The organism is Janthinobacterium saanense, assembly GCF_014200675.1.
Classification (GTDB): domain Bacteria; phylum Pseudomonadota; class Gammaproteobacteria; order Burkholderiales; family Burkholderiaceae_D; genus Janthinobacterium.
This window is the reverse complement of the sequence record NZ_JACHCI010000005.1, coordinates 16,339-34,080: the sequence shown is the minus strand read 5'-3', so window position 1 is coordinate 34,080 and position 17,742 is coordinate 16,339. Positions and strand designations below refer to the sequence as shown.

General features: G+C 61.4%; 16 protein-coding genes. 7 read left to right on the top strand and 9 right to left on the bottom strand.

The window, feature by feature from the left end:
• Positions 1–2: 2 nt before the first annotated feature.
• Positions 3–1,766 carry a tetratricopeptide repeat-containing diguanylate cyclase gene (locus tag HDE72_RS09310; protein WP_311735208.1) on the bottom strand — a complete coding sequence of 588 codons (1,764 nt, stop codon included), beginning with the start codon at positions 1,764–1,766 and terminating at the stop codon, positions 3–5.
• 360 nt (positions 1,767–2,126) lie between these two features.
• Here HDE72_RS09310 and HDE72_RS09305 point away from each other — a divergent pair, with 360 nt between their 5' ends.
• The 3 genes from HDE72_RS09305 to HDE72_RS09295 are packed head-to-tail and all read left to right on the top strand — an operon-like array spanning position 2,127 to position 6,079.
• Positions 2,127–2,855 (top strand): P-loop NTPase family protein, encoded by a 729-nt coding sequence (locus HDE72_RS09305; protein WP_183739424.1) that lies wholly within the window; start codon positions 2,127–2,129, stop codon positions 2,853–2,855.
• Positions 2,855–3,253: a hypothetical protein gene (locus HDE72_RS09300; RefSeq protein ID WP_183739422.1), complete on the top strand. Its 399-nt coding sequence runs from the start codon at positions 2,855–2,857 to the stop codon at positions 3,251–3,253. Before HDE72_RS09305 ends, HDE72_RS09300 begins: the two co-directional genes overlap by 1 nt.
• An 18-nt stretch (positions 3,254–3,271) precedes the next feature.
• On the top strand, positions 3,272–6,079 hold the full coding sequence (locus HDE72_RS09295) for a M16 family metallopeptidase (protein WP_183739420.1): 2,808 nt from the start codon (positions 3,272–3,274) through the stop codon (positions 6,077–6,079).
• A gap of 53 nt (positions 6,080–6,132) precedes the next feature.
• On the opposite strand, the gene HDE72_RS09290 is transcribed toward HDE72_RS09295, so the two are convergent.
• Entirely contained in the window at positions 6,133–6,534 is a 402-nt protein-coding gene (locus HDE72_RS09290) for a ribosomal maturation YjgA family protein (RefSeq protein ID WP_183739418.1), read from the bottom strand.
• A gap of 87 nt (positions 6,535–6,621) precedes the next feature.
• Positions 6,622–7,542 (bottom strand): LysR family transcriptional regulator, encoded by a 921-nt coding sequence (locus HDE72_RS09285; RefSeq protein WP_183739416.1) that lies wholly within the window; start codon positions 7,540–7,542, stop codon positions 6,622–6,624.
• 97 nt (positions 7,543–7,639) lie between these two features.
• On the opposite strand from HDE72_RS09285, the gene HDE72_RS09280 reads away from it, so the two are divergent.
• Positions 7,640–8,908 (top strand): SGNH/GDSL hydrolase family protein, encoded by a 1,269-nt coding sequence (locus HDE72_RS09280; protein WP_183739414.1) that lies wholly within the window; start codon positions 7,640–7,642, stop codon positions 8,906–8,908.
• Here HDE72_RS09280 and cysK read toward each other — a convergent pair.
• The 3 genes from cysK to tcdA all read right to left on the bottom strand — a co-directional run bounded on the left by cysK (position 8,905) and on the right by tcdA (position 11,481).
• Positions 8,905–9,837 (bottom strand): cysteine synthase A, encoded by a 933-nt coding sequence (gene cysK / locus HDE72_RS09275; RefSeq protein WP_183739412.1) that lies wholly within the window; start codon positions 9,835–9,837, stop codon positions 8,905–8,907. The genes HDE72_RS09280 and cysK overlap by 4 nt on opposite strands.
• A gap of 83 nt (positions 9,838–9,920) precedes the next feature.
• Positions 9,921–10,391 carry an FKBP-type peptidyl-prolyl cis-trans isomerase gene (locus HDE72_RS09270; RefSeq protein ID WP_183739408.1) on the bottom strand — a complete coding sequence of 157 codons (471 nt, stop codon included), beginning with the start codon at positions 10,389–10,391 and terminating at the stop codon, positions 9,921–9,923.
• 241 nt (positions 10,392–10,632) lie between these two features.
• A complete protein-coding gene (tcdA, locus tag HDE72_RS09265) occupies positions 10,633–11,481 on the bottom strand; it encodes a tRNA cyclic N6-threonylcarbamoyladenosine(37) synthase TcdA (RefSeq protein WP_183739404.1) in 849 nt (282 codons plus the stop codon).
• Positions 11,482–11,563: 82 nt separating this feature from the next.
• Here tcdA and pdxH point away from each other — a divergent pair, with 82 nt between their 5' ends.
• A complete protein-coding gene (pdxH, locus tag HDE72_RS09260; protein WP_183739401.1) occupies positions 11,564–12,775 on the top strand; it encodes a pyridoxamine 5'-phosphate oxidase in 1,212 nt (403 codons plus the stop codon).
• 163 nt (positions 12,776–12,938) lie between these two features.
• A complete protein-coding gene (locus tag HDE72_RS09255; protein ID WP_409254955.1) occupies positions 12,939–14,135 on the top strand; it encodes a class I SAM-dependent methyltransferase in 1,197 nt (398 codons plus the stop codon).
• 38 nt (positions 14,136–14,173) lie between these two features.
• Here the strand turns inward: HDE72_RS09255 and msrA are convergent, their stop codons facing one another.
• The gene (msrA, locus tag HDE72_RS09250; protein ID WP_183739395.1) at positions 14,174–14,707 is read right to left on the bottom strand and encodes a peptide-methionine (S)-S-oxide reductase MsrA; all 534 of its coding nucleotides are present in this window, start codon (positions 14,705–14,707) and stop codon (positions 14,174–14,176) included.
• A gap of 207 nt (positions 14,708–14,914) precedes the next feature.
• Between msrA and HDE72_RS09245 the strand changes: the two genes are divergently transcribed.
• Positions 14,915–15,421: a flavin reductase family protein gene (locus HDE72_RS09245; protein WP_183739377.1), complete on the top strand. Its 507-nt coding sequence runs from the start codon at positions 14,915–14,917 to the stop codon at positions 15,419–15,421.
• Between the two features lie 55 nt (positions 15,422–15,476).
• Here the strand turns inward: HDE72_RS09245 and HDE72_RS09240 are convergent, their stop codons facing one another.
• Both HDE72_RS09240 and HDE72_RS09235 read right to left on the bottom strand, forming a co-directional pair.
• On the bottom strand, positions 15,477–16,157 hold the full coding sequence (locus tag HDE72_RS09240) for an OmpW/AlkL family protein (RefSeq protein ID WP_183739374.1): 681 nt from the start codon (positions 16,155–16,157) through the stop codon (positions 15,477–15,479).
• Between the two features lie 84 nt (positions 16,158–16,241).
• Entirely contained in the window at positions 16,242–17,630 is a 1,389-nt protein-coding gene (locus HDE72_RS09235; protein WP_183739371.1) for an SGNH/GDSL hydrolase family protein, read from the bottom strand.
• Between the last annotated feature and the right edge of the window lie 112 nt (positions 17,631–17,742).

Below are 17,742 nucleotides of genomic sequence, written 5' to 3'. Positions count from 1 at the left end.
CTTTATTGCGCCGCCAGCGCCCGGTCGCGGCCGGCCAGTTTGGCGGCATACAGGGCGCCGTCGGCGCACGCCAGCAAGCTATGACGGTCAACGCCGTGGCGCGGATATTCGGCGATGCCCGCTGAAAAGGTGCAGCCAGACAGGCTGTGCGGCGCCTGCCGTATCTGCAGCCGGCGGTACAGCGCGGCGATTGCATCGATCTTGTGCATGGCGATCAGACTGTCGGCGTCGCGCAACAACAGGCAGAATTCTTCGCCGCCATAACGGCACAGCATGTCGCTGCCGCGCAACTGGCTTTCCACCAGGCGCGCAAACTGGATCAGCACTTCATCGCCAAAGTTATGCCCATAGGTATCGTTGACGCGTTTGAAGAAATCGAGGTCGATCAGCACGATGGCCAGCGGCGCCTGCGCGCCGGTTTCCTGCAGGATCGCGTTCAGGCTGTTTTCAAAGTGGCGGCGGTTGTACAAGCCCGTCAGGTGATCGCGCATGGCCTGCTCCTTCAGGCTGTCTTGCAGCGCACTGACATGCATGATCTGGTGCGCCAGCTCGCGGTTCAAATGTTCCAGCTTGGCATTTTCCGATTCGCGCGCGGCCTGCAGTTCCAGCGCCGTGTCGCGCTCGGCCTTGAGGCTGCACATTTCCTTTTCCAGGTTGCGCATCAGGATGCGCGAGGCGCGCGCCGACTTGCTGCTGGCCTCATATGCCGCCTGGTATTGCTGCAGAAAGCCGTAGGCCAGCTCCCACTGCCCCAGGCGGGCATTGATATCGGCCAGGCCCCGCAAGATCTGCTGCTGGTGAAACGGGTTGCGCGTCCAGCTCAGCAAGTCGTGCGCCTGCGTCAGCGAGACCAGCGCGCGCGCCAGCGCGCCGCCCTGCAAGTCGAGCTTGCCGCGCACCAGCCAGGCATGCATCTGTTCTTCCAGGTCCTGGCCCTGGCGCGCATACTGTTCCGCGCGCAGCAGCAGTTGCTGGGCCTGTTCCGGCCGCTGCAACAAAATCGTGGCATGGGCCGCGATGCAAAATAAAAAAGCGCGGATGGCCAGGTCTTCTTCCGGCCACTCATAAAACGGTTCGATCACGGCCAGCGCTTCGGCCGGCTTGCCGGTGGTCAATAAACACATGGCCAGGTTGGCCGAGACGATGGTTTGCTGGTATTTCAGCTTTTGCGTGCCAATGATGTCGAGCGCTTCGTACAACAGGGGAATGGCGTCTTCATCATTGCCCAGGTCGTGCTGCGACGAGGCCAGGTTCGACAGGCTGTTGACCCGGTGCGCGGGCGTGCCATAGCGTTCGGCAATATCGAGCGCCAGCAAAAAATTGCGCGGCCCTTCCTGCGTGTCGCCACGGTTCAGCGCATCGACGCCCAGGCGGCCATACAGCATGAATTTATGCAGGGAATCGGGAATTTGCGCGGCCAGTTCGCGCGCCAGCAGAAAATGCTGCTCGGCGATGGCAAACTCGCCGCGCCGGCTGGCATACGCGCCTTGCAAGGTGGCCACGCCCATCGCGCCTTCCAGGTCGCCGCACTGCAAAAAATGCGTTTGCACCACATCGCACGACGGTTCTGCCTCGCCGCCGTAATAGGCCAACCAGCAGTGATTGAGTTCGGCGTAGGCGCTGCCGCGCGCATATTGCCGCTGGCGCGCTGCCGCCAGCGCCATCTGCACCAGGCGCCGCGCCTGGCGGCGATTACCGACCAGGCAAGACAATCCCTGCAAATTCAAGCGGTCTATATCGGCTTTATCGAGACTGGATATCGGCACTGCATCCCCGTTCAAACGCTGGACTCTACTTCACGCAAAAAATTGCCCTGCAACAATGGTATCCTCACTACCATCATAACCAGATTCACTGGCATCCATGGCAACTTTGCAAATTATTGTGGTAAAAAAGCACGCCATGCCGGGCATCGACGGTGATGCCGCCATCATTGCTGCGGTTGCCTAACAGATAAAAAAGACTTATTCTCAACAATCGCCAGCCGCCCCGCCTTTCCTATTCATGCCCCCTACGCTTTTGCTTCCGCCTTGCCTGCCTGCCCTGCTTGCCAGCCCGTGTGCGGAGATGGCAGGAACGGCGCCGCTGGTACAGAACTTTTGACGCAACAACTTGGAGTAGTCGCAATGCAAAACACGGTACATTTCATCCTGCAGGGCAAGGGCGGCATCGGCAAGACGCTGGTCTCTACCCTGCTGGCGCAATGGATAGGCGGCAAGGATGGCACGCCTTTGCGCTGCTATGACACCGACCAGGAAAACGCCACCTTCTCGCGCTACAAGGCGATGAACGTCAAGCATGTGCCGGTGATGACCGATACGCGCAATATCGACCCGAAACGTTTCGATGCGCTGATGATCGATATCCTGGAAGAAGACGGCAACTGCGTGGTCGACAATGGCGCCAACACCTTTTCGCCGCTGATGGGCTATCTGCTGGAAAACGATTGCTTCTCGCTGCTGGAAGAATCGGGCCGCAAAGTGTATATCCACACCATCGTGGGCGGCGGCGACACCCTGCACGACACGGCCACCGGCTTTGTCGCCACGGCCAGGTCCACCAATGTGCCGCTGGTGCTGTGGCAAAACGAACACTTCGGCCTGCTGCAATCGGCGTCGGGCAAGCAATTCATGGAATCGCAGTCGTATGCCGACAACCGCGCGCGCGTCAAGGGCAGCATTACCCTGAGCCAGCGCAATCCCGACACCTTCGGCGCCGATGTGAAGAAGATGAATACGGCGCGCCTGACGATGCAGGAAGTGCTGCAAAATGAAAAGTTCAACATCATGGAAAAGCAGCGCATCAAGGTCGTTTACCGCGACATCTTTGAACAACTCGACAAGGTGCAATGGTAGTGGACCAGCATAAACTGCGCAGCCATGTATTCGACAAGACGGGCATCAAGATCGATGTTGACGACCCGATATTTGCGCTGGTGGCGCTGAACGAAGCCGTGCTGGCCGAAACCGTGCAGCGCCAGTTGGCTCAGCTTGATGCAGCCACGCAAGCACTGGCGGCGCAGGCGCGCGCGGCGGGGGGCTTGTCGCCGCTGATAGATACGCCAGCGCCAGCGCCAGCCGCCACACCCACGCCAGCGTCCACGGCCTGGTTCACGCCGCGCGAATGGCGTCTGCTGGGTGCGGCCGCCATCGTTGCCATCAGCTGCGCGCTGCTGGTGCTGGGCGGCGCAGCCCTGCTGTACCAGCCAGCCCCGGCATCGCCGGCGACACAAGTAAACAATACCTCCTCCTAACCCCACCTGGAAGCACGCATGAAATCGACGAAATTGCTGGCCATTCCCGCCCTGATCCTGTCGCTGTACGGCGCCCCGCTATCGCTCAGCTACGCCGCCGACGCGGCAGCGTCCGCGACAGTCGTGCCGAATATTGCCTACGAAAAATACACCCTGCCGAATGGCCTGGAAGTGATCCTGGTGGAAAACCACAAGCTGCCGGTGACCGCCGTCAATATCTGGTACCACGTGGGACCGGCCAATGAAGCGCCTGGCCTGACCGGTTTTGCCCATTTGTTCGAGCACATGATGTTCGCCGCCACCAAGCACGTGCCGCGCGGCCTGGCCGACCAGTTGCTCGAAGGCGCGGGCGCCACCGATTCAAACGGCAGCACCGATTTCGACCGCACCAATTATTTCGATACAGTCCCGGCTAACCAGCTGGAATTGGCGCTGTGGGCCCATTCCGACCGCATGGGTTATCTGCTCGACGTGCTGGACCAGACGGCGCTGACCAACCAGCAGGACGTGGTGCGCAACGAGCGCCGCCAAAGTGTGGAAAACCGCCCTTACGGCATCGTCGAAGAAGCCTTGTACCACCAGCTGTTTCCCAAGACCCACCCGTATTACGCCAGCGTGATCGGTTCGCATGCCGACATCCAGAATGCCAAGCTGGCCGATATCCGCGAATTCTTTACCAAATACTATGGCCCCAACAATGCCAGCCTGGTGATCGCCGGCGACATCGACAAGGCCAGGACCAAGGAACTGGTCAACAAATACTTTGGCAGCTTCAAGAGCAGCCCGGCCGTGGCCAAGCCGAATGTGGTGACGCCGCCGATCACGCAGGAACGCCGCGTGGTGGTGCAAGACCATGTGGAATTGCCACGCGTCTTCATGGCCTGGCTGACGCCACCGGCTTTCCAGCCTGACGATGCAGAATTGTCGATCGCCGCGCAAATCCTGGCCGGCGGCAAGTCCAGCCGCCTGTACAAATCGCTGGTGTACGACAAGCAGATCGCGCAGGACGTGGGCGCCAACCAGAGCTCGAACGCCTTGACTTCCGTGTTTTCGGTCGACGTGACGGCGCGCCCCGGCCACAAGCCCGAAGAAATCGAACTAGCCATGAATGCCGAGCTGGAGCAATTGCGTACCCAGGGGCCCACCGAGAAGGAAATCGAACGGGCCCGCAACGGCATCGAAACGGGCATGCTGGGCCAGGTGGAAAAAGTCGGCAGCAACGCCAACATGATGAACCAGTACAACCAGTACACGGGCGACCCTGGCTATCTGGCGAAAGATATCGAGCGCTACCGCAAAGTGACGGCGGCCGGCGTGCAGCGCGCCGTCGACACTTACCTGAAAAACCAGGCCCGCGTGGTGGTCTATGGCGTGCCCGGCACGCCGGACTTGGGCCCTGAAGTGCCGACACCGGCGCCAGGCAAGCTCAAGGCTGCACCGGGCACGGCCATCAATGCCGATGAAGCCTGGCGCAACAAGGTGCCGCTGGCCGGCCCCGCACCGGCCATCCATTTGCCACAAGGCAAGTCGTTCACCCTGGCCAATGGCTTGACCGTGATCTACAACAGCAATCCGGGCGTGCCGCTGGTATCGACCCAGCTGGTGATCAAGAGCGGCTCGGGCGCCAATCCGCTGGCCCAGCCCGGCTTGTCCAGCTTTACGGCGCAATTGCTGCAGGAAGGCACGGCCACGCGCAGCGCGCCGCAGATCGCCGATGAAGTGGCGCAACTGGGCGCCTTCCTGGGCACCGGTTCCGGCGCGGATGCCTCGTTCGCCCAGCTGACATCGCTGAAAGCCACCTTCCCGCAAGCGCTGGACCTGCTGGCCGACGTGGTGCAGCACCCGCAATTCCCGCAAGAAGAAGTCGAGCGCCAGCGCGCCAGCCGCATCGGCGAACTGGCGCAGCAGCGCGAAAACGCCGGCGCGGTTGCGGCCCGCGTGGAAGCGGCCGCCCTGTATGGTCCGAAACATCCGTATGGCAATATCCAGCTGGGCACGGAAGCAGCGCTGAAAGCCACTACCCGCGCCGACCTGCAAGCGTTCTGGCAGCAGCACTATGTGCCGAACAATGCGGCGCTGATCGTCTCGGGCGATATCGGCGAGGCGGAATTGAAAACGCTGGCTGAAGCGAAATTCGGCGCCTGGAAAGCCGGCACGGTGGCGCCATCGGTGAACGCCACGCCGCAAACCACCAAGGCCAGGCTGATCCTGGTCGACAAGCCGGGCGCGCCGCAAACGGCCGTGCGCCTGTCGACGATTGCCGTGGACCGCAAGACGCCTGATTATGCTCCGCTGCAAGTGATGAACGCGGCGCTGGGTGGCTTGTTTACCAGCCGCCTGAGCAATAACTTGCGCGAAGAAAAGGGCTATACCTATGGCGTGCGCTCGCAATTCCAGTACCGCAGCCAGCCAGGTCCATTCTCGATCGCCGCTGGCGTGCGTACCGATGTGACGGGCCCGGCGGTATCGGAAACGTTCAAGGAAATCCGCGCCATGATCGCCAAACCGTTGACGGCCAAGGAGTTGTCGAATGCGCGCAATTCGCAAGTACTGTCGCTGCCGGGCCAGTTCGAAACGAATGCCAGCATCAGCGCCAGCATGGCCAATACGTATATCTACGGCCTGGGCCTGGACTACTACAGCAGCTTGCCGCAACGTTTCTCCAGCGTAACGGGCAAGCAGGTGCAGGAGGTGGTCAAGAAATACCTGCAGCCTGAAAAGCTGATCGTCATCGGCGTGGGCGACCAAGCGAAGATCGCGCCACAACTGTCCAGGCTGAAACTGGCGCCGGTGGAAGTGCGCGATACGGAAGGGAACGTAAAGTAATTCCTGGGGTCAGTCCTTCAGGCCTGCCCCCCCATATCAAACCTTAGCAAAACTTAGCGGCGCTGGAACAAGATTCCCTTGTCCACCAGCGCCGCGATGGCCACGCCTACCGTGTAGGCGATCAGGTCGACCCAGCCGAAAAAGGAACCCAGTACCAGATGCCCCAGGGTATGCGCGCGGATCGCATTGATCCACGGCGCCTGGTACAACTGGCTGAATTCGACGGCAAAGCAGACCAGCAGCGCCCAGGCTGCCAGCTTCCATGTCAGCAAACGCGTGGCCACGGCGCCCAGCGCGAAGAAGATCATCATGGCCCACAGGGCGTCGCCCGGATACTTGCCCAGCACCTCAGGCACGAAAGAGGGATAAGCACGCGAGGCCAGGCCCAGCGCGATGACGGCCACGGTCGCGCCCGCCTGCAGCAGGCGGCGGCGTTCAGGTTTTACCAGGAACATATTTTCACTTAAAGAGACGGGGCCGAACGATTGCGGCGCGTTCCCCTATTGTACTGCGCCTGCCGGGCTTGCCAGAACTGCCGCGGCTTATTCCCTTGGCGCATCAAAGACCACCTGTTCGGCCAGGAAATCCAGCAAGGCGCGCACGCGCAGCGGCACTTGTCCGCCCGGACCGACGAAGACGGCATGGACTTCTTCCAGATCACCGGGATTAAACGCTTCCAGCACGGCTTGCAAGCGGCCCGCCGCAATATCGTCGCGTACCTGGAATTGCGCCAGCCGGGCCAGGCCCAGGCCGGCCAGCGCCAGGCGCCGCAAGGCTTCGCCATCGCTGGCCTGGACATTGCCCGTGACGGGCACGGCGATCTGCGTGCCGTCGGCCTGCCGCAGCGGCCAGCCGGCCTGGGCACGCGCATAGTTGGCGCCCAGGCGGTTGTGCTGTTCCAGCTCGGCAGGCAGGAGCGGCGTGCCGTGGCGCGCCAGATAGGCCGGTGACGCCACCAGCACCATGCGCGTCTGGCCCAGCTTGCGCGCCACCAGGCTCGAACTTTTCAAGGGCCCCGCCCGCACCGCCACATCGGTGCGCTGCTCCAGGATATCGACCACTTCATCGGTCAGCACGATGTCCAGCGTCACCTCGGGATAACGTTCGAGAAAAGCCGGCACTAGCGGCAACAAGAAATGCTGGCCGAACGGCACGTTGGTATTCACACGCAAGCGCCCGCGCGGCACGCCCTGGATGCCGGCGCAACGTTCCGCCTCGTCGAGGGCAGCCAGCACGCGCACGCCCCGCTCATACAACCCGCAACCTTCCGGCGTCAGTTTCAGCTGCCGCGTGGAACGGTTCAGCAACCGCGCGCCCAGGCGCTGCTCGAGCCGAGCCACCAGCTTGCTGACAGCCGATGGCGTCATGCCGCAGGCGCGCGCGGCGGCTGAAAATCCCCCCAGCTCGATCACCCGCACGAAGATTTCCAGCTCGCCGGAGCGGTTCACTTCCAGTCTGGCCATTGTGAATTCAATTCATAAATGTTCTTAGATGAGACAGTCTAGTACATAAATGGTTTTGAATTGATCATGGGGCATTCCCCACGATGAAGTTGATACCATGAAACGATTACCCACCCTCGCTGCCAGCGCCCTGCTGGCCTGCTCCCTGAGCGGCGCAGCCCACGCCGATCCGGCACCAGCCTGGCTTGCCAGCTGGACAGCCAGCCCGCAAGCCGTCTGGGGACAGGATTTCCTGTTTCCCAGCAATGTGCCAGCCACACTGGATGAACAAACCGTGCGCCAGGTGGCCCGCATCAGCCTGGGCGGCAAGCGCGTGCGCATCGTGCTGTCGAATGCCTATGGGCGCACGCCGTTGACCATTCAGGCGGCCACCGTGGCGCTGGCCGGCGAAGCGTCGGCCATACGTCCGGGCAGCTTGCGCACCATCACCTTTGGCGGGCGGGCGTCGGCCACCATCGCCCCGGGCGCACCACTGCTCAGCGATCCCATCGCCCTAACCGTACCGGACCTGGCGCGGCTGACGGTCAGCCTGCACCTGCCGCCGCACAGTGCGATGAACACCTTTCATTGGGATGGCCGCGCCACCGCCTGGATAGCACCAAACGACCAGACCCGCGCCACCCGCATCGACACCAGCCAGCCTGGCGTGCGCACCAGCACCGCGCGCCTGATACTGAGCGCCATCGAAGTGGAAGTACCGGCGGCGGCGTCCGTGGTGGCGGTGATCGGCGATTCGATCACCGATGGCGCCAGCGCCAGCCTGGATGCAGACACCCGCTGGCCCGACGTGCTGGCGGCCCGCCTGGCGCCGCATGGCGTGGCCGTCATCAACGCCGGCATTTCCGGCGGCCGTTTGTTGTCCGATGGCATGGGAGACAATGCGCTGGCGCGCTTCGAGCGCGACGTGCTGGCGCAGCCGGGCGTGCGCGCCGTCGTCGTGTTGATAGGCATCAATGACATCAGCTGGCCCGGCACCGCCTTCGAGGCCCATGCCGCACGCCCCACGCTGAAAGCATTAATCGCGGGCTACACGCAATTGATTGCGCGGGCGCACAGCCGCGGTGTGCGCGTGATCGGCGCCACCCTGACGCCGTTCGAAGGGGCGCTGCCCGGCACGCCACTGAGCGACTATTACCAGCCGGGAAAAGATACGCTGCGCCAGCAACTCAATGCCTGGATACGGGGCAGCGGCAACTACGATGCGGTGCTGGACTTCGACGCCTGGGCGCGCGATCCGGCGCACCCGCTGCGCCTGCGGGCCGCCTATGATTCCGGCGACCATTTGCATCCGGGCGATGCCGGCAACCAGGCGCTGGCCGATCAAATCGCGCTGTCGCTGCTGCTGCCGGCGCCGGCCAAACCTTAGTCGCCCAGGCCGGCGTACAAGGCCGTGCTCAGGTAGCGCTCGCCGAACGAGGGGATGATGGTGACGATAGTCTTGCCGGCATTTTCAGGACGGCGCGCCACTTGCACGGCAGCCCACAGGGCGGCGCCCGAAGAAATGCCGACCAGCAAGCCTTCGCTGCTGGCGGCCAGGCGCGCCGTGGCAAACGCGTCGTCATTCTTGACACAGATGACTTCATCGTAAATGGCCGTGTTCAGGATCTGCGGCACGAAACCGGCGCCTATGCCCTGGATAGGATGCGGCCCTTTGGTCCCTTTCGACAGCATGGGCGACGCTTCCGGTTCCACGGCAATCACTTGCAGGCCGGGCTTGCGTTCCTTCAACACTTCGCCCACGCCCGTGATGGTGCCGCCGGTGCCCACGCCGGCCACGATGATGTCCACTTGTCCATCCGTGTCGCGCCAGATTTCCTCGGCCGTCGTCTGGCGGTGAATGGCAGGGTTGGCGGGATTGTTGAATTGCTGCAGTATCAGATAGCGCGGGTCGGTGGCCGCCAGTTCCTCGGCCTTGCGGATCGCACCCAGCATGCCTTCGCTGCCTGGCGTCAATATCAGTTCCGCGCCATACGCGCGCAGCAGGATGCGCCGTTCGCGGCTCATGGTGTCGGGCATGACCAAAGTGCAGCGGTAGCCGCGCGCCGCGCAGACCATGGCCAGCGCAATGCCGGTGTTGCCGCTGGTCGGTTCAACGATGATGGTGTCGGGATGAATCTTGCCTGCGCTTTCGGCGGCCGCAATCATCGACAGGCCGATGCGGTCTTTGACACTGTGGGCAGGATTGTAGAATTCGAGTTTGGCCAGGATGGTGGCCACACTGCCATCAGCGATGCGATTGATGCGCACCAGGGGGGTGTTACCGATCAGTTCAGTAACGTCGTTCGCGATCTTCATGAGGGGTCTCCACTGCAATGCCAGAAGACCCCAGTCTACCCTTTTAACAGTGGCGCAACAATGCGCCACTGTTAAATGGTCAATTACTTTACATCGAGCAATTCGACATCGAAGATCAATGCCGAGTTTGGCGGAATATCGCCATTGCCGGCGCCGCGCGGGCCGTAAGCGAGTTCGCCAGGAATGATCAGGGTGCGCTTGCCGCCCACTTTCATGCCAGCCACGCCTTGATCCCAACCCTTGATGACCATGCCTTTACCCAGCGGGAAGTCAAACGGGCCACGGCCGACGGAGCTGTCGAACTGCTTGCCGCGCGAATTTTTCGCCAGTGGACGGTACAGCCAGCCCGTGTAGTGCACGGTCACGTTATTGCCAGCAACGGCTTCCTTGCCCGTACCAACCTTGTTGTCGATGATGATGAACTTATCGGCGGCAGGGCCTGGGCTCAGCGAGACTGCCGAAGCAGGCACGGGAGCCGGTACAGCGACCTGTGCCTGCGCCAGCGACGCGGCGACGGAGCAGATCAGGGCAAACAAAACGGAGCTACGCGTCATGATGTATTCTTTCTGTGAGTTTCGATAAGTGCCTGCCATGCCAAACGGGCAGGCAATCCACGAATAATAGCAAACCGCCGCGACGATAGGCTTAAGAGCGCCTATCAAAACCTACTGCGCGTCGGTATTTGCGGCCTGCGATGCTCACTGTACCTCCGTACAGTTGCGCTTCTCAGCCACAACTCCCTTCCGCTCGCTACGGTTTTGTTAGGCGTTGTAAATGCCCTGTCAGGCTGTCACCTCAAGCGGCGGCGGACTCGGCCATCTCGCTAGCGGCGGGCTGGCGCAAGGTTTTCAGCACATGGGACGCGGCCACCATGCCGAAGCTGGCCGTGACCACCACGCTGGAACCGAAACCGGCGCAGTTCAAGCCGGTCACGCCGGCGGCAGCGCCATCGATGTCGCAAGCTTCGGGATTCTCCGGCGTCGTCAACGGTTCCATCGAAAACACGGCGTCGACATTGAATTTGTTTTTCACGCCACGGGGGAAACCATATTCGGTGCGCAACAGCTTGCGCACGCGCTTGAGCAAGGGCTCCTGTTCCGTCTTCGACAGGTCGCGCACGGCGATCAGGGTCGGGTCGGTCTGGCCACCCGCGCTGCCGATGGTCAGCATGGGCAGTTGGTGCGCGCGGCAATAGGCGATCAGCGCCGCCTTGGCCTTGGCATTGTCGATGGCGTCGACCACGTAGTCAAAGTCGCGGCCCTTCAAAAGTTGCTCCAGGTTATCGGGCGCGATGAAATCCTCGACCTCGGTCACCGCGCAAAACGGATTGATCAGCGCGATGCGTTCGGCCAGGGCCGTGATCTTGGCCTGGCCTATGGTGTCGCTCATGGCCTGGATCTGGCGATTGATATTCGATTCGGCAACATTGTCCAGGTCGATCAGGGTCAGCCGGCCCACGGCGCTGCGCGCCAGCGCTTCGACGATCCACGAGCCGACGCCGCCCACGCCGATCACGCACACGTGCGCCGCGCGGAAGCGCTCCAGCGCCGGTGCGCCATACAGACGGGCAATACCGCCAAAACGGCGGTCAAAATCGATCTCGGTCAAGTCCGAAGAAATAAGTTCATTGGTGGAAGTATGCATACCGCCATTTTAACGGACAAGGCGCTTCGAGATATTCTAAAATAGGCCCAGCCCCCACACCGCCTACCAAGAGAGCTACACCATGACCGCCCCCCTGTTCGACACCGTTCCCGGCTTTGACCAGCCGATTGCCGTCCTCAAGCATTGCCACGACAAGATCCGCAAGCAGCTGAGTACCATGCAAAACCTGCTGGTGCATCTGCTGCAGCAAGGCAACACGGCCGAGGCGCAACAGGCGGCCAAGGCAGTGTTGCAATATTTCAATAAAGCCGCGCATTTGCACCACGATGACGAAGAGCAAGACTTGATGCCCATGCTGCAAGCGACAGCGACTGGCGATGATGCCACCCTGCTGACCACCCTGGTGCCGGAAATCCTGGCCGACCATCAGCGCATGGACGCGGCCTGGGCCAGCTTGCGCCCGGAACTGGAAGCCATCGCCGCCGGCACGGGCAAGCAATTATCGGCCCATGGCGTGCGCGATTACGTGGCCGCTTACCAGGCCCATATGAGCAAGGAAGAAAGCCAGCTGGCGCCCATGGCCAAGCGTTTGTTCAGCGCACAGCAGATGGAGCAACTGGGCACGGCCATGCAGCGCCGCCGCGGCATCGCGCCTGACGCCACCTTGGCTCCCGAAGCACCCGATGCCGCCGCCTTGCTCGCTGCCATGCGCACCGATTACGCTCATTCCAGCCTCAGCGAGTCCGATGTGCTGGCCGATCCCATTGCCCAGTTCCAGAAATGGTTTGGCGAAGCCGTCAACGCGCAAGTGGGCGAACCGAACGCCATGAGCCTGGCCACCGTCACGCCTGATGGCAAGCCCAGCTCGCGCATCGTGCTGATCAAGCAGTTCGACGAGCGCGGTTTCACCTGGTACACGAATTATGATAGTGACAAGGGTCAGCAACTGGCGCACAACCCGCATGCCGCGCTGCTGTTCTTCTGGCGCGAACTGGAACGCCAGGTGCGTATCGAAGGCACGGTGGTGAAAACCACGGCGGCCGAGAGCGACGAGTATTTCAATGTACGCCCCCTGCTTAGCCGGCTGGCAGCCATCGCATCCCAGCAAAGCGCGCCAATCAGCGACCGCGCCACGCTGGAAGCCAACTACGCCGCCGTGGCGGCCACCGTCGGCGAAGAGGCCAGTCCGCCGCGCCCGGAACACTGGGGCGGCTACCGCCTGCAGCCCGAGCGCATCGAATTCTGGCAAGGCCGGCGCTCGCGCTTCCACGACCGCATCGTGTTTACGCGCGATGCCGAAGGGCAATGGAGCATGCAACGTTTACAACCTTAGCAGAAACGATACACGGCGGCGCGCAGCAAGCAAGGCAATATAGGTGTAGGCTATCACGGTAGAGTGTTAATGACATGTTACTCAATTTGCGGCCGTCATGACGGTCGCTGCATTGGAGGCCATTTTGTTTGTACAAAACCAACTCAAGTCCTGGATTGCCGGCATGCGCAGCAAGACTGCCTTGCCACTGCGTATAGAACTGTGGAACGGTCAGCATATCGACCTGTCCAGCGAAGCACCCCGCGTCACCATCCGCCTGCCGACGGTGGCGTCGGCACGCTACCTGCTCAACCCGTCGCTGGCCAATCTGGGCTCGGCCTATGTCGAGGGCAATATCGAAGTCAAGGGGTCTGCCAACGACATGATTTCGATCGGCAATGCGCTGGCGCGCAACACCCTCAAGCAGGAGGGCAAGCTGGCACGCATCGTGCGCAGCTTTACGCATGACAAGCGCAAGGATGCCGAAGCCATCCGTTACCACTACGATGTGTCCAACGCGTTTTACCAGCAATTTCTCGACCCCGCCCTGGTGTATTCCTGCGCCTATTTTGAGAACGGCGATGAAACCCTGGAACAGGCGCAAGTCAAGAAGATCGACCATATCCTGCGCAAGATCCAGTTGCAGCCTGGCCAGACCCTGCTCGACATCGGCTGCGGCTGGGGCGCGCTAGTGATACGGGCGGCGCAGCAATATGGCGCCCGCTGCGTGGGCGTGACCTTGTCGGAAAACCAGTTTGCGCTGGCACGCGAGCGCGTTGCGGCGGCCGGCCTGGAACACCTGATTGAAATCCGTTTGCAAGACTACCGCGACGTGACGGGCCAGTTCGACCGCATCACCAGCGTGGGCATGTTTGAACATGTGGGCCTGAAACATTTGCCTGACTATTTCGGCATCATCAACAAACTGCTGGCGCCGGACGGCATGGCGATGAACCACGGCATCACGTCGACCGATCCCGACAATGGCGAAACGCCGTATGGCGGCGGTGAATTCATCGAAAAGTACGTGTTTCCGCACGGCGAGCTGGCGCATATCGGCAATGTGCTGAAAACCATGCAGCAAGGGGGACTGGAAGTGCTGGACGTGGAAAACCTGCGCCGCCACTATGCGCGTACCTGTCAATTGTGGACGGAAAACTTCGAAGCCAATGCCGAGCAGATCCGTCCGTTGGCCGGCGAACGGCGCTTCCGCATCTGGCATGTCTACCTGGCAGGTTGCAGTTACGCGTTTGAGCAGGATCTGATCAGCCTGTACCAGATCGTCTGCGTGAAGGCCGGGCGGCGTTCCTCCACGCTACCCTGGTCGCGCAACTATATGTACGACAAACAGCAGCCCGCAACGCCGGCGCTGGCTAACTGAGCGCGCTGATGCCCGATGCGGACCATCGGGCATCACGCTTATTTCAGGCGGTTTGCATGCATGGCGCAGAACTTCTCCAGCTTGGCCGCCACCACGCAGGCGCAATAGCTCTGCAAGGGATGCCGCTCGAAATAACGCTGGTGTTCATCCTCGGCCTTGAAGTAAGGCTGGGCAGGCGCCAGTTCCGTGACGATGGGCGCATCCCACACATTGGCCATCTCGGCGATCACCTTGCGCGCCACTTTTTCCTGCTCGGCTGACTGGAAATAAATCACGGAACGGTATTGCGTTCCCACATCGTTGCCCTGGCGATTCAGGGTGGTGGGATCGTGGATGGTGAAAAACATTTCCAGCAGATCGTGGTAAGTGATGACGGCCGGATCGAATTCCAGGCGCACCACTTCCGCGTGTCCCGTGTCGCCGGCACACACTTGCGCATAGCTGGGAGCGGCCACCGTGCCGCCCGCGTAACCGGACTCGACATGCGTGACGCCGCCCACTTCCAGGAATACCGCTTCCAGGCACCAGAAACAGCCACCGCCCAATAGCGCGACTTCCGTCCGTCCATTCATGATGCTCTCCCGCAGAGGTCCAAGCAAAACAGCGACTAGATTCCAGTGCAACTACCCTGTCGTTACACCACTGTAACGCAAAGCGGCATGCGCTGCATCAACGCTTGAAACGGAGCGCGTGACGCACCATCTACAGGGTCTGCCAGCCATGATTACGCTGGCCTGGCCGATTTTTGGCATAATGTCAGCAAATAAGACAGGTCCCCCATGAACACACGCTCTCCCCGCGCACCAGCGCAGACATTCGATACGACGCATTTCCGACAAGCATTGTCACAGTTTGCCACCGGCGTCACGGTGATCACCACGCGCCTGGCGGACGGCAGTTTCCGCGGCCTGACGGCCAGCTCTTTCAATTCCGTCTCGCTATCGCCGCCTTTGGTGCTGTGGAGCCTGGGCTCGGTGGCCAACAGCATGCCCATCTTCAGCGGCAATTCCCATTACGTGATCAATGTGCTGGGCGTCGACCAGGCAGAGCTGGCGCAGCGCTTTGCGCGCCGCACGGAAAACCCCTTCGAGGGTGTCGAGTACGAACTGTCGCGCACCGGCCAGCCTATCCTGAAAGGCGCGTCGGCCTGGTTCGAATGCCACAACCGCAGCCGCTACCCGGAAGGCGACCATGTCATCTTCGTCGGTGAAGTCGAAGAATGCGCCTACAACCCGCAAGCGCCGCTGATTTTCCACAACGGCCAGTTCAACACGCCGCAGGTTTGATACAGCCGGGACGAAAAAAAATCCGCCGAGGCGGATTTTTTTATGACTGGGCTAATTAAAACTTGTAGCCGATACCGAGGCTGACTGCCAGTGGATTGAGCTTGATCTCCTGCGTCTGGCCGGTCGTGAAATGGGCCGTGGTTTTCAGCGGCGTCTTGACCACGGCAACGTCGGCAAACCAGCGTTCATTGAAGGCCCAGGTGGCGCCGACCTGGAAGCTGACCGTCAATTTATTATCCAGCTTGTACGTCTCGCCCGAGCCGCCCGTATTGAGCAAGGCGGTCATCTGGCCGGAACCAGTTTCCTTTTGGAAATAGGCATACGTGAGGCCGATACCAGCATACGGACGTATCATCGCGTTAGGCTGGAAGAAGCGGTATTGGATGAACGCGGTCGGTGGCAAGACTTCGGCAGAACCCAGCTTGCCGGTGCCGGCGATCGCGCCAGCGCCAACCAGGTCATGTTTATACGGTACGCCCAGGTCCAGCTCAGCCGAAACATTGTCCGTGATCATGTAGGCAATGGTGAAGATAGGCTTGGTGTCGGCTTTGACATCGGCCTTGGTGCCTGGCAATGCCGGCGCCGACAGGTCGCCACTGTCTACTTTCGGTGTGATCTTGTTCATGCCGACCTTGGCCGTCCAAGTGCCTGCGCTTTGCGCCGAGGCACCCGATGCCGCCACCATCGCGGCGGCCAGCGCCACCACTTTTAATGCACTGTTCAAACGAATTTTCATTATGTCTCCTGATTCATGATGTCGGCGATACGCCGTGAGTACTCTTTAGCGTGGGACCGGCAAAGCGGCCCCACGCGCGATGTCTTACAGCCAGCCCTTCACGACCATGGCTTTGGACACATAACGCGCCAGCAACAGGTTGTTGAACGGGGTAGGATGCACATCATCGGCATACGAGTAGTGGCTCACGTCACCGGCTTTCAGGTTGCTGCCATTGCAAACCAGCGAGCTGCCCAGGGGATTCTTGGCCGGGGTCAGGTCGCAAGCAGTTTCGCTCACATTGGTCAAGCCATACGGGGCTGGATTGGTGGCCTGGTCGTGGCTGACGGCAAACACATCAACGATCAGCACTTTCGGCTCGCTAGCCAACGGGGTCAGCGCGCCGTTGTAGGCGCTGACCATGGCGTTGATCAAGGCCTTGGTCGGCGCGTCCTTGCTCAGGCCGGAAGGCGTGTTGGCGATATCGGGCAGGTTATTGACCACCACGCGGGTCGCGCCATTCGCGATGATCTGGTTTTTCACCAGCGCAACCAGATCGTTGCCTGCCGTTGCCATGGCGGCTACCAGTGCCGGTCCCTGGGCAGCGGCGTAAGCCGCGCCAGCAGCGGCGCCAGCGGCATTGCCGGTGGCGGTGGCAGCGGCCTGCGCCTGGGCGACCAGCGGAAGATACACGGCCTGCGAACCAACCGCCGTATTGCCGGCGATGACGGCGGCTTGCACGGCAGCACCCACAATCGATGCTGATGTCGCACCTGGCGCCGCACTGGCGGCGGCCACTGCGGCGCCGATGGATTGCGCAGCCGTCGCTGGATTAGGTGCGCCGGCAGCGAAGGCCGCGACCAGATTGGCGCCAAAAGCTTGCGCGCCTGCCGCCGCACCGGCAGCGGTACCGGCAGCGGTGGCGCCACTTTGCAAGGCGCCCAGCTGGAACAAGGCGTCATTGCCGCCTGCCATCACGAAAATGATTTCATCGCCCTTGAACTTGCCGCCAATAGCTGCCAGGTGGTTGCTGATCTGGGTCACTACCGGCACGGTCAAGGCGCCCAGCGCGCTACCGGTCAGTTTATTGTTCGGGCCAATCGGATTGGTCACGCGCGAACCGCCCATGGCGTAGCCATAGCAGCCGGTATTGAATTTGATGGGAACCGAGAAACCCTGGCTGGCGTCGCCGTCGAGACCGGTTTCCGCCGCGCACGGCGCTGGCAGGCTGAATTGCGCCGCCATCAATTCGGTCCAGTTCTTGCCCGTCAGTTCAGGATTGATGGCCCGGTTATCGCCATTGATGGTGAATTTACCGCCTTTTAATGCAGCGACCGTGCCAACGGCATAGGAACCCACGTCGGACAGGCTGTCGCCAAACGATACCTGGGCGCTGTATTTTACTTTCAGTGTCTGGTCACCGGCAGTCGAACCACCGCAACCGGCCAGAACAGCCGCAGCCAACACGGCCAGCGCGAATTTTGTTTGATGCATTTTGTCTCCTTGGGTCTTTTTCTGGTTTCTAAACGAACGGGCGTGCTATTCGCTACCCACCTAATATGCCATCGTTCTGTAGTCTTGTATAGAAATTATGTTTCAAAAATCT

Bases quoted from the DNA above. Each gene is read 5' to 3' on its own strand.
- HDE72_RS09305 (WP_183739424.1), top strand. From the start codon at position 2,127: ATGCAAAACACGGTACATTTCATCCTGCAGGGCAAGGGCGGCATCGGC.
- HDE72_RS09295 (WP_183739420.1), top strand. From the start codon at position 3,272: ATGAAATCGACGAAATTGCTGGCCATTCCCGCCCTGATCCTGTCGCTG.
- HDE72_RS09290 (WP_183739418.1), bottom strand. From the start codon at position 6,534: ATGTTCCTGGTAAAACCTGAACGCCGCCGCCTGCTGCAGGCGGGCGCG.
- HDE72_RS09285 (WP_183739416.1), bottom strand. From the start codon at position 7,542: ATGGCCAGACTGGAAGTGAACCGCTCCGGCGAGCTGGAAATCTTCGTG.
- HDE72_RS09280 (WP_183739414.1), top strand. From the start codon at position 7,640: ATGAAACGATTACCCACCCTCGCTGCCAGCGCCCTGCTGGCCTGCTCC.
- cysK (WP_183739412.1), bottom strand. From the start codon at position 9,837: ATGAAGATCGCGAACGACGTTACTGAACTGATCGGTAACACCCCCCTG.
- HDE72_RS09270 (WP_183739408.1), bottom strand. From the start codon at position 10,391: ATGACGCGTAGCTCCGTTTTGTTTGCCCTGATCTGCTCCGTCGCCGCG.
- tcdA (WP_183739404.1), bottom strand. From the start codon at position 11,481: ATGCATACTTCCACCAATGAACTTATTTCTTCGGACTTGACCGAGATC.
- pdxH (WP_183739401.1), top strand. From the start codon at position 11,564: ATGACCGCCCCCCTGTTCGACACCGTTCCCGGCTTTGACCAGCCGATT.
- HDE72_RS09255 (WP_409254955.1), top strand. From the start codon at position 12,939: ATGCGCAGCAAGACTGCCTTGCCACTGCGTATAGAACTGTGGAACGGT.
- msrA (WP_183739395.1), bottom strand. From the start codon at position 14,707: ATGAATGGACGGACGGAAGTCGCGCTATTGGGCGGTGGCTGTTTCTGG.
- HDE72_RS09245 (WP_183739377.1), top strand. From the start codon at position 14,915: ATGAACACACGCTCTCCCCGCGCACCAGCGCAGACATTCGATACGACG.
- HDE72_RS09240 (WP_183739374.1), bottom strand. From the start codon at position 16,157: ATGAAAATTCGTTTGAACAGTGCATTAAAAGTGGTGGCGCTGGCCGCC.
- HDE72_RS09235 (WP_183739371.1), bottom strand. From the start codon at position 17,630: ATGCATCAAACAAAATTCGCGCTGGCCGTGTTGGCTGCGGCTGTTCTG.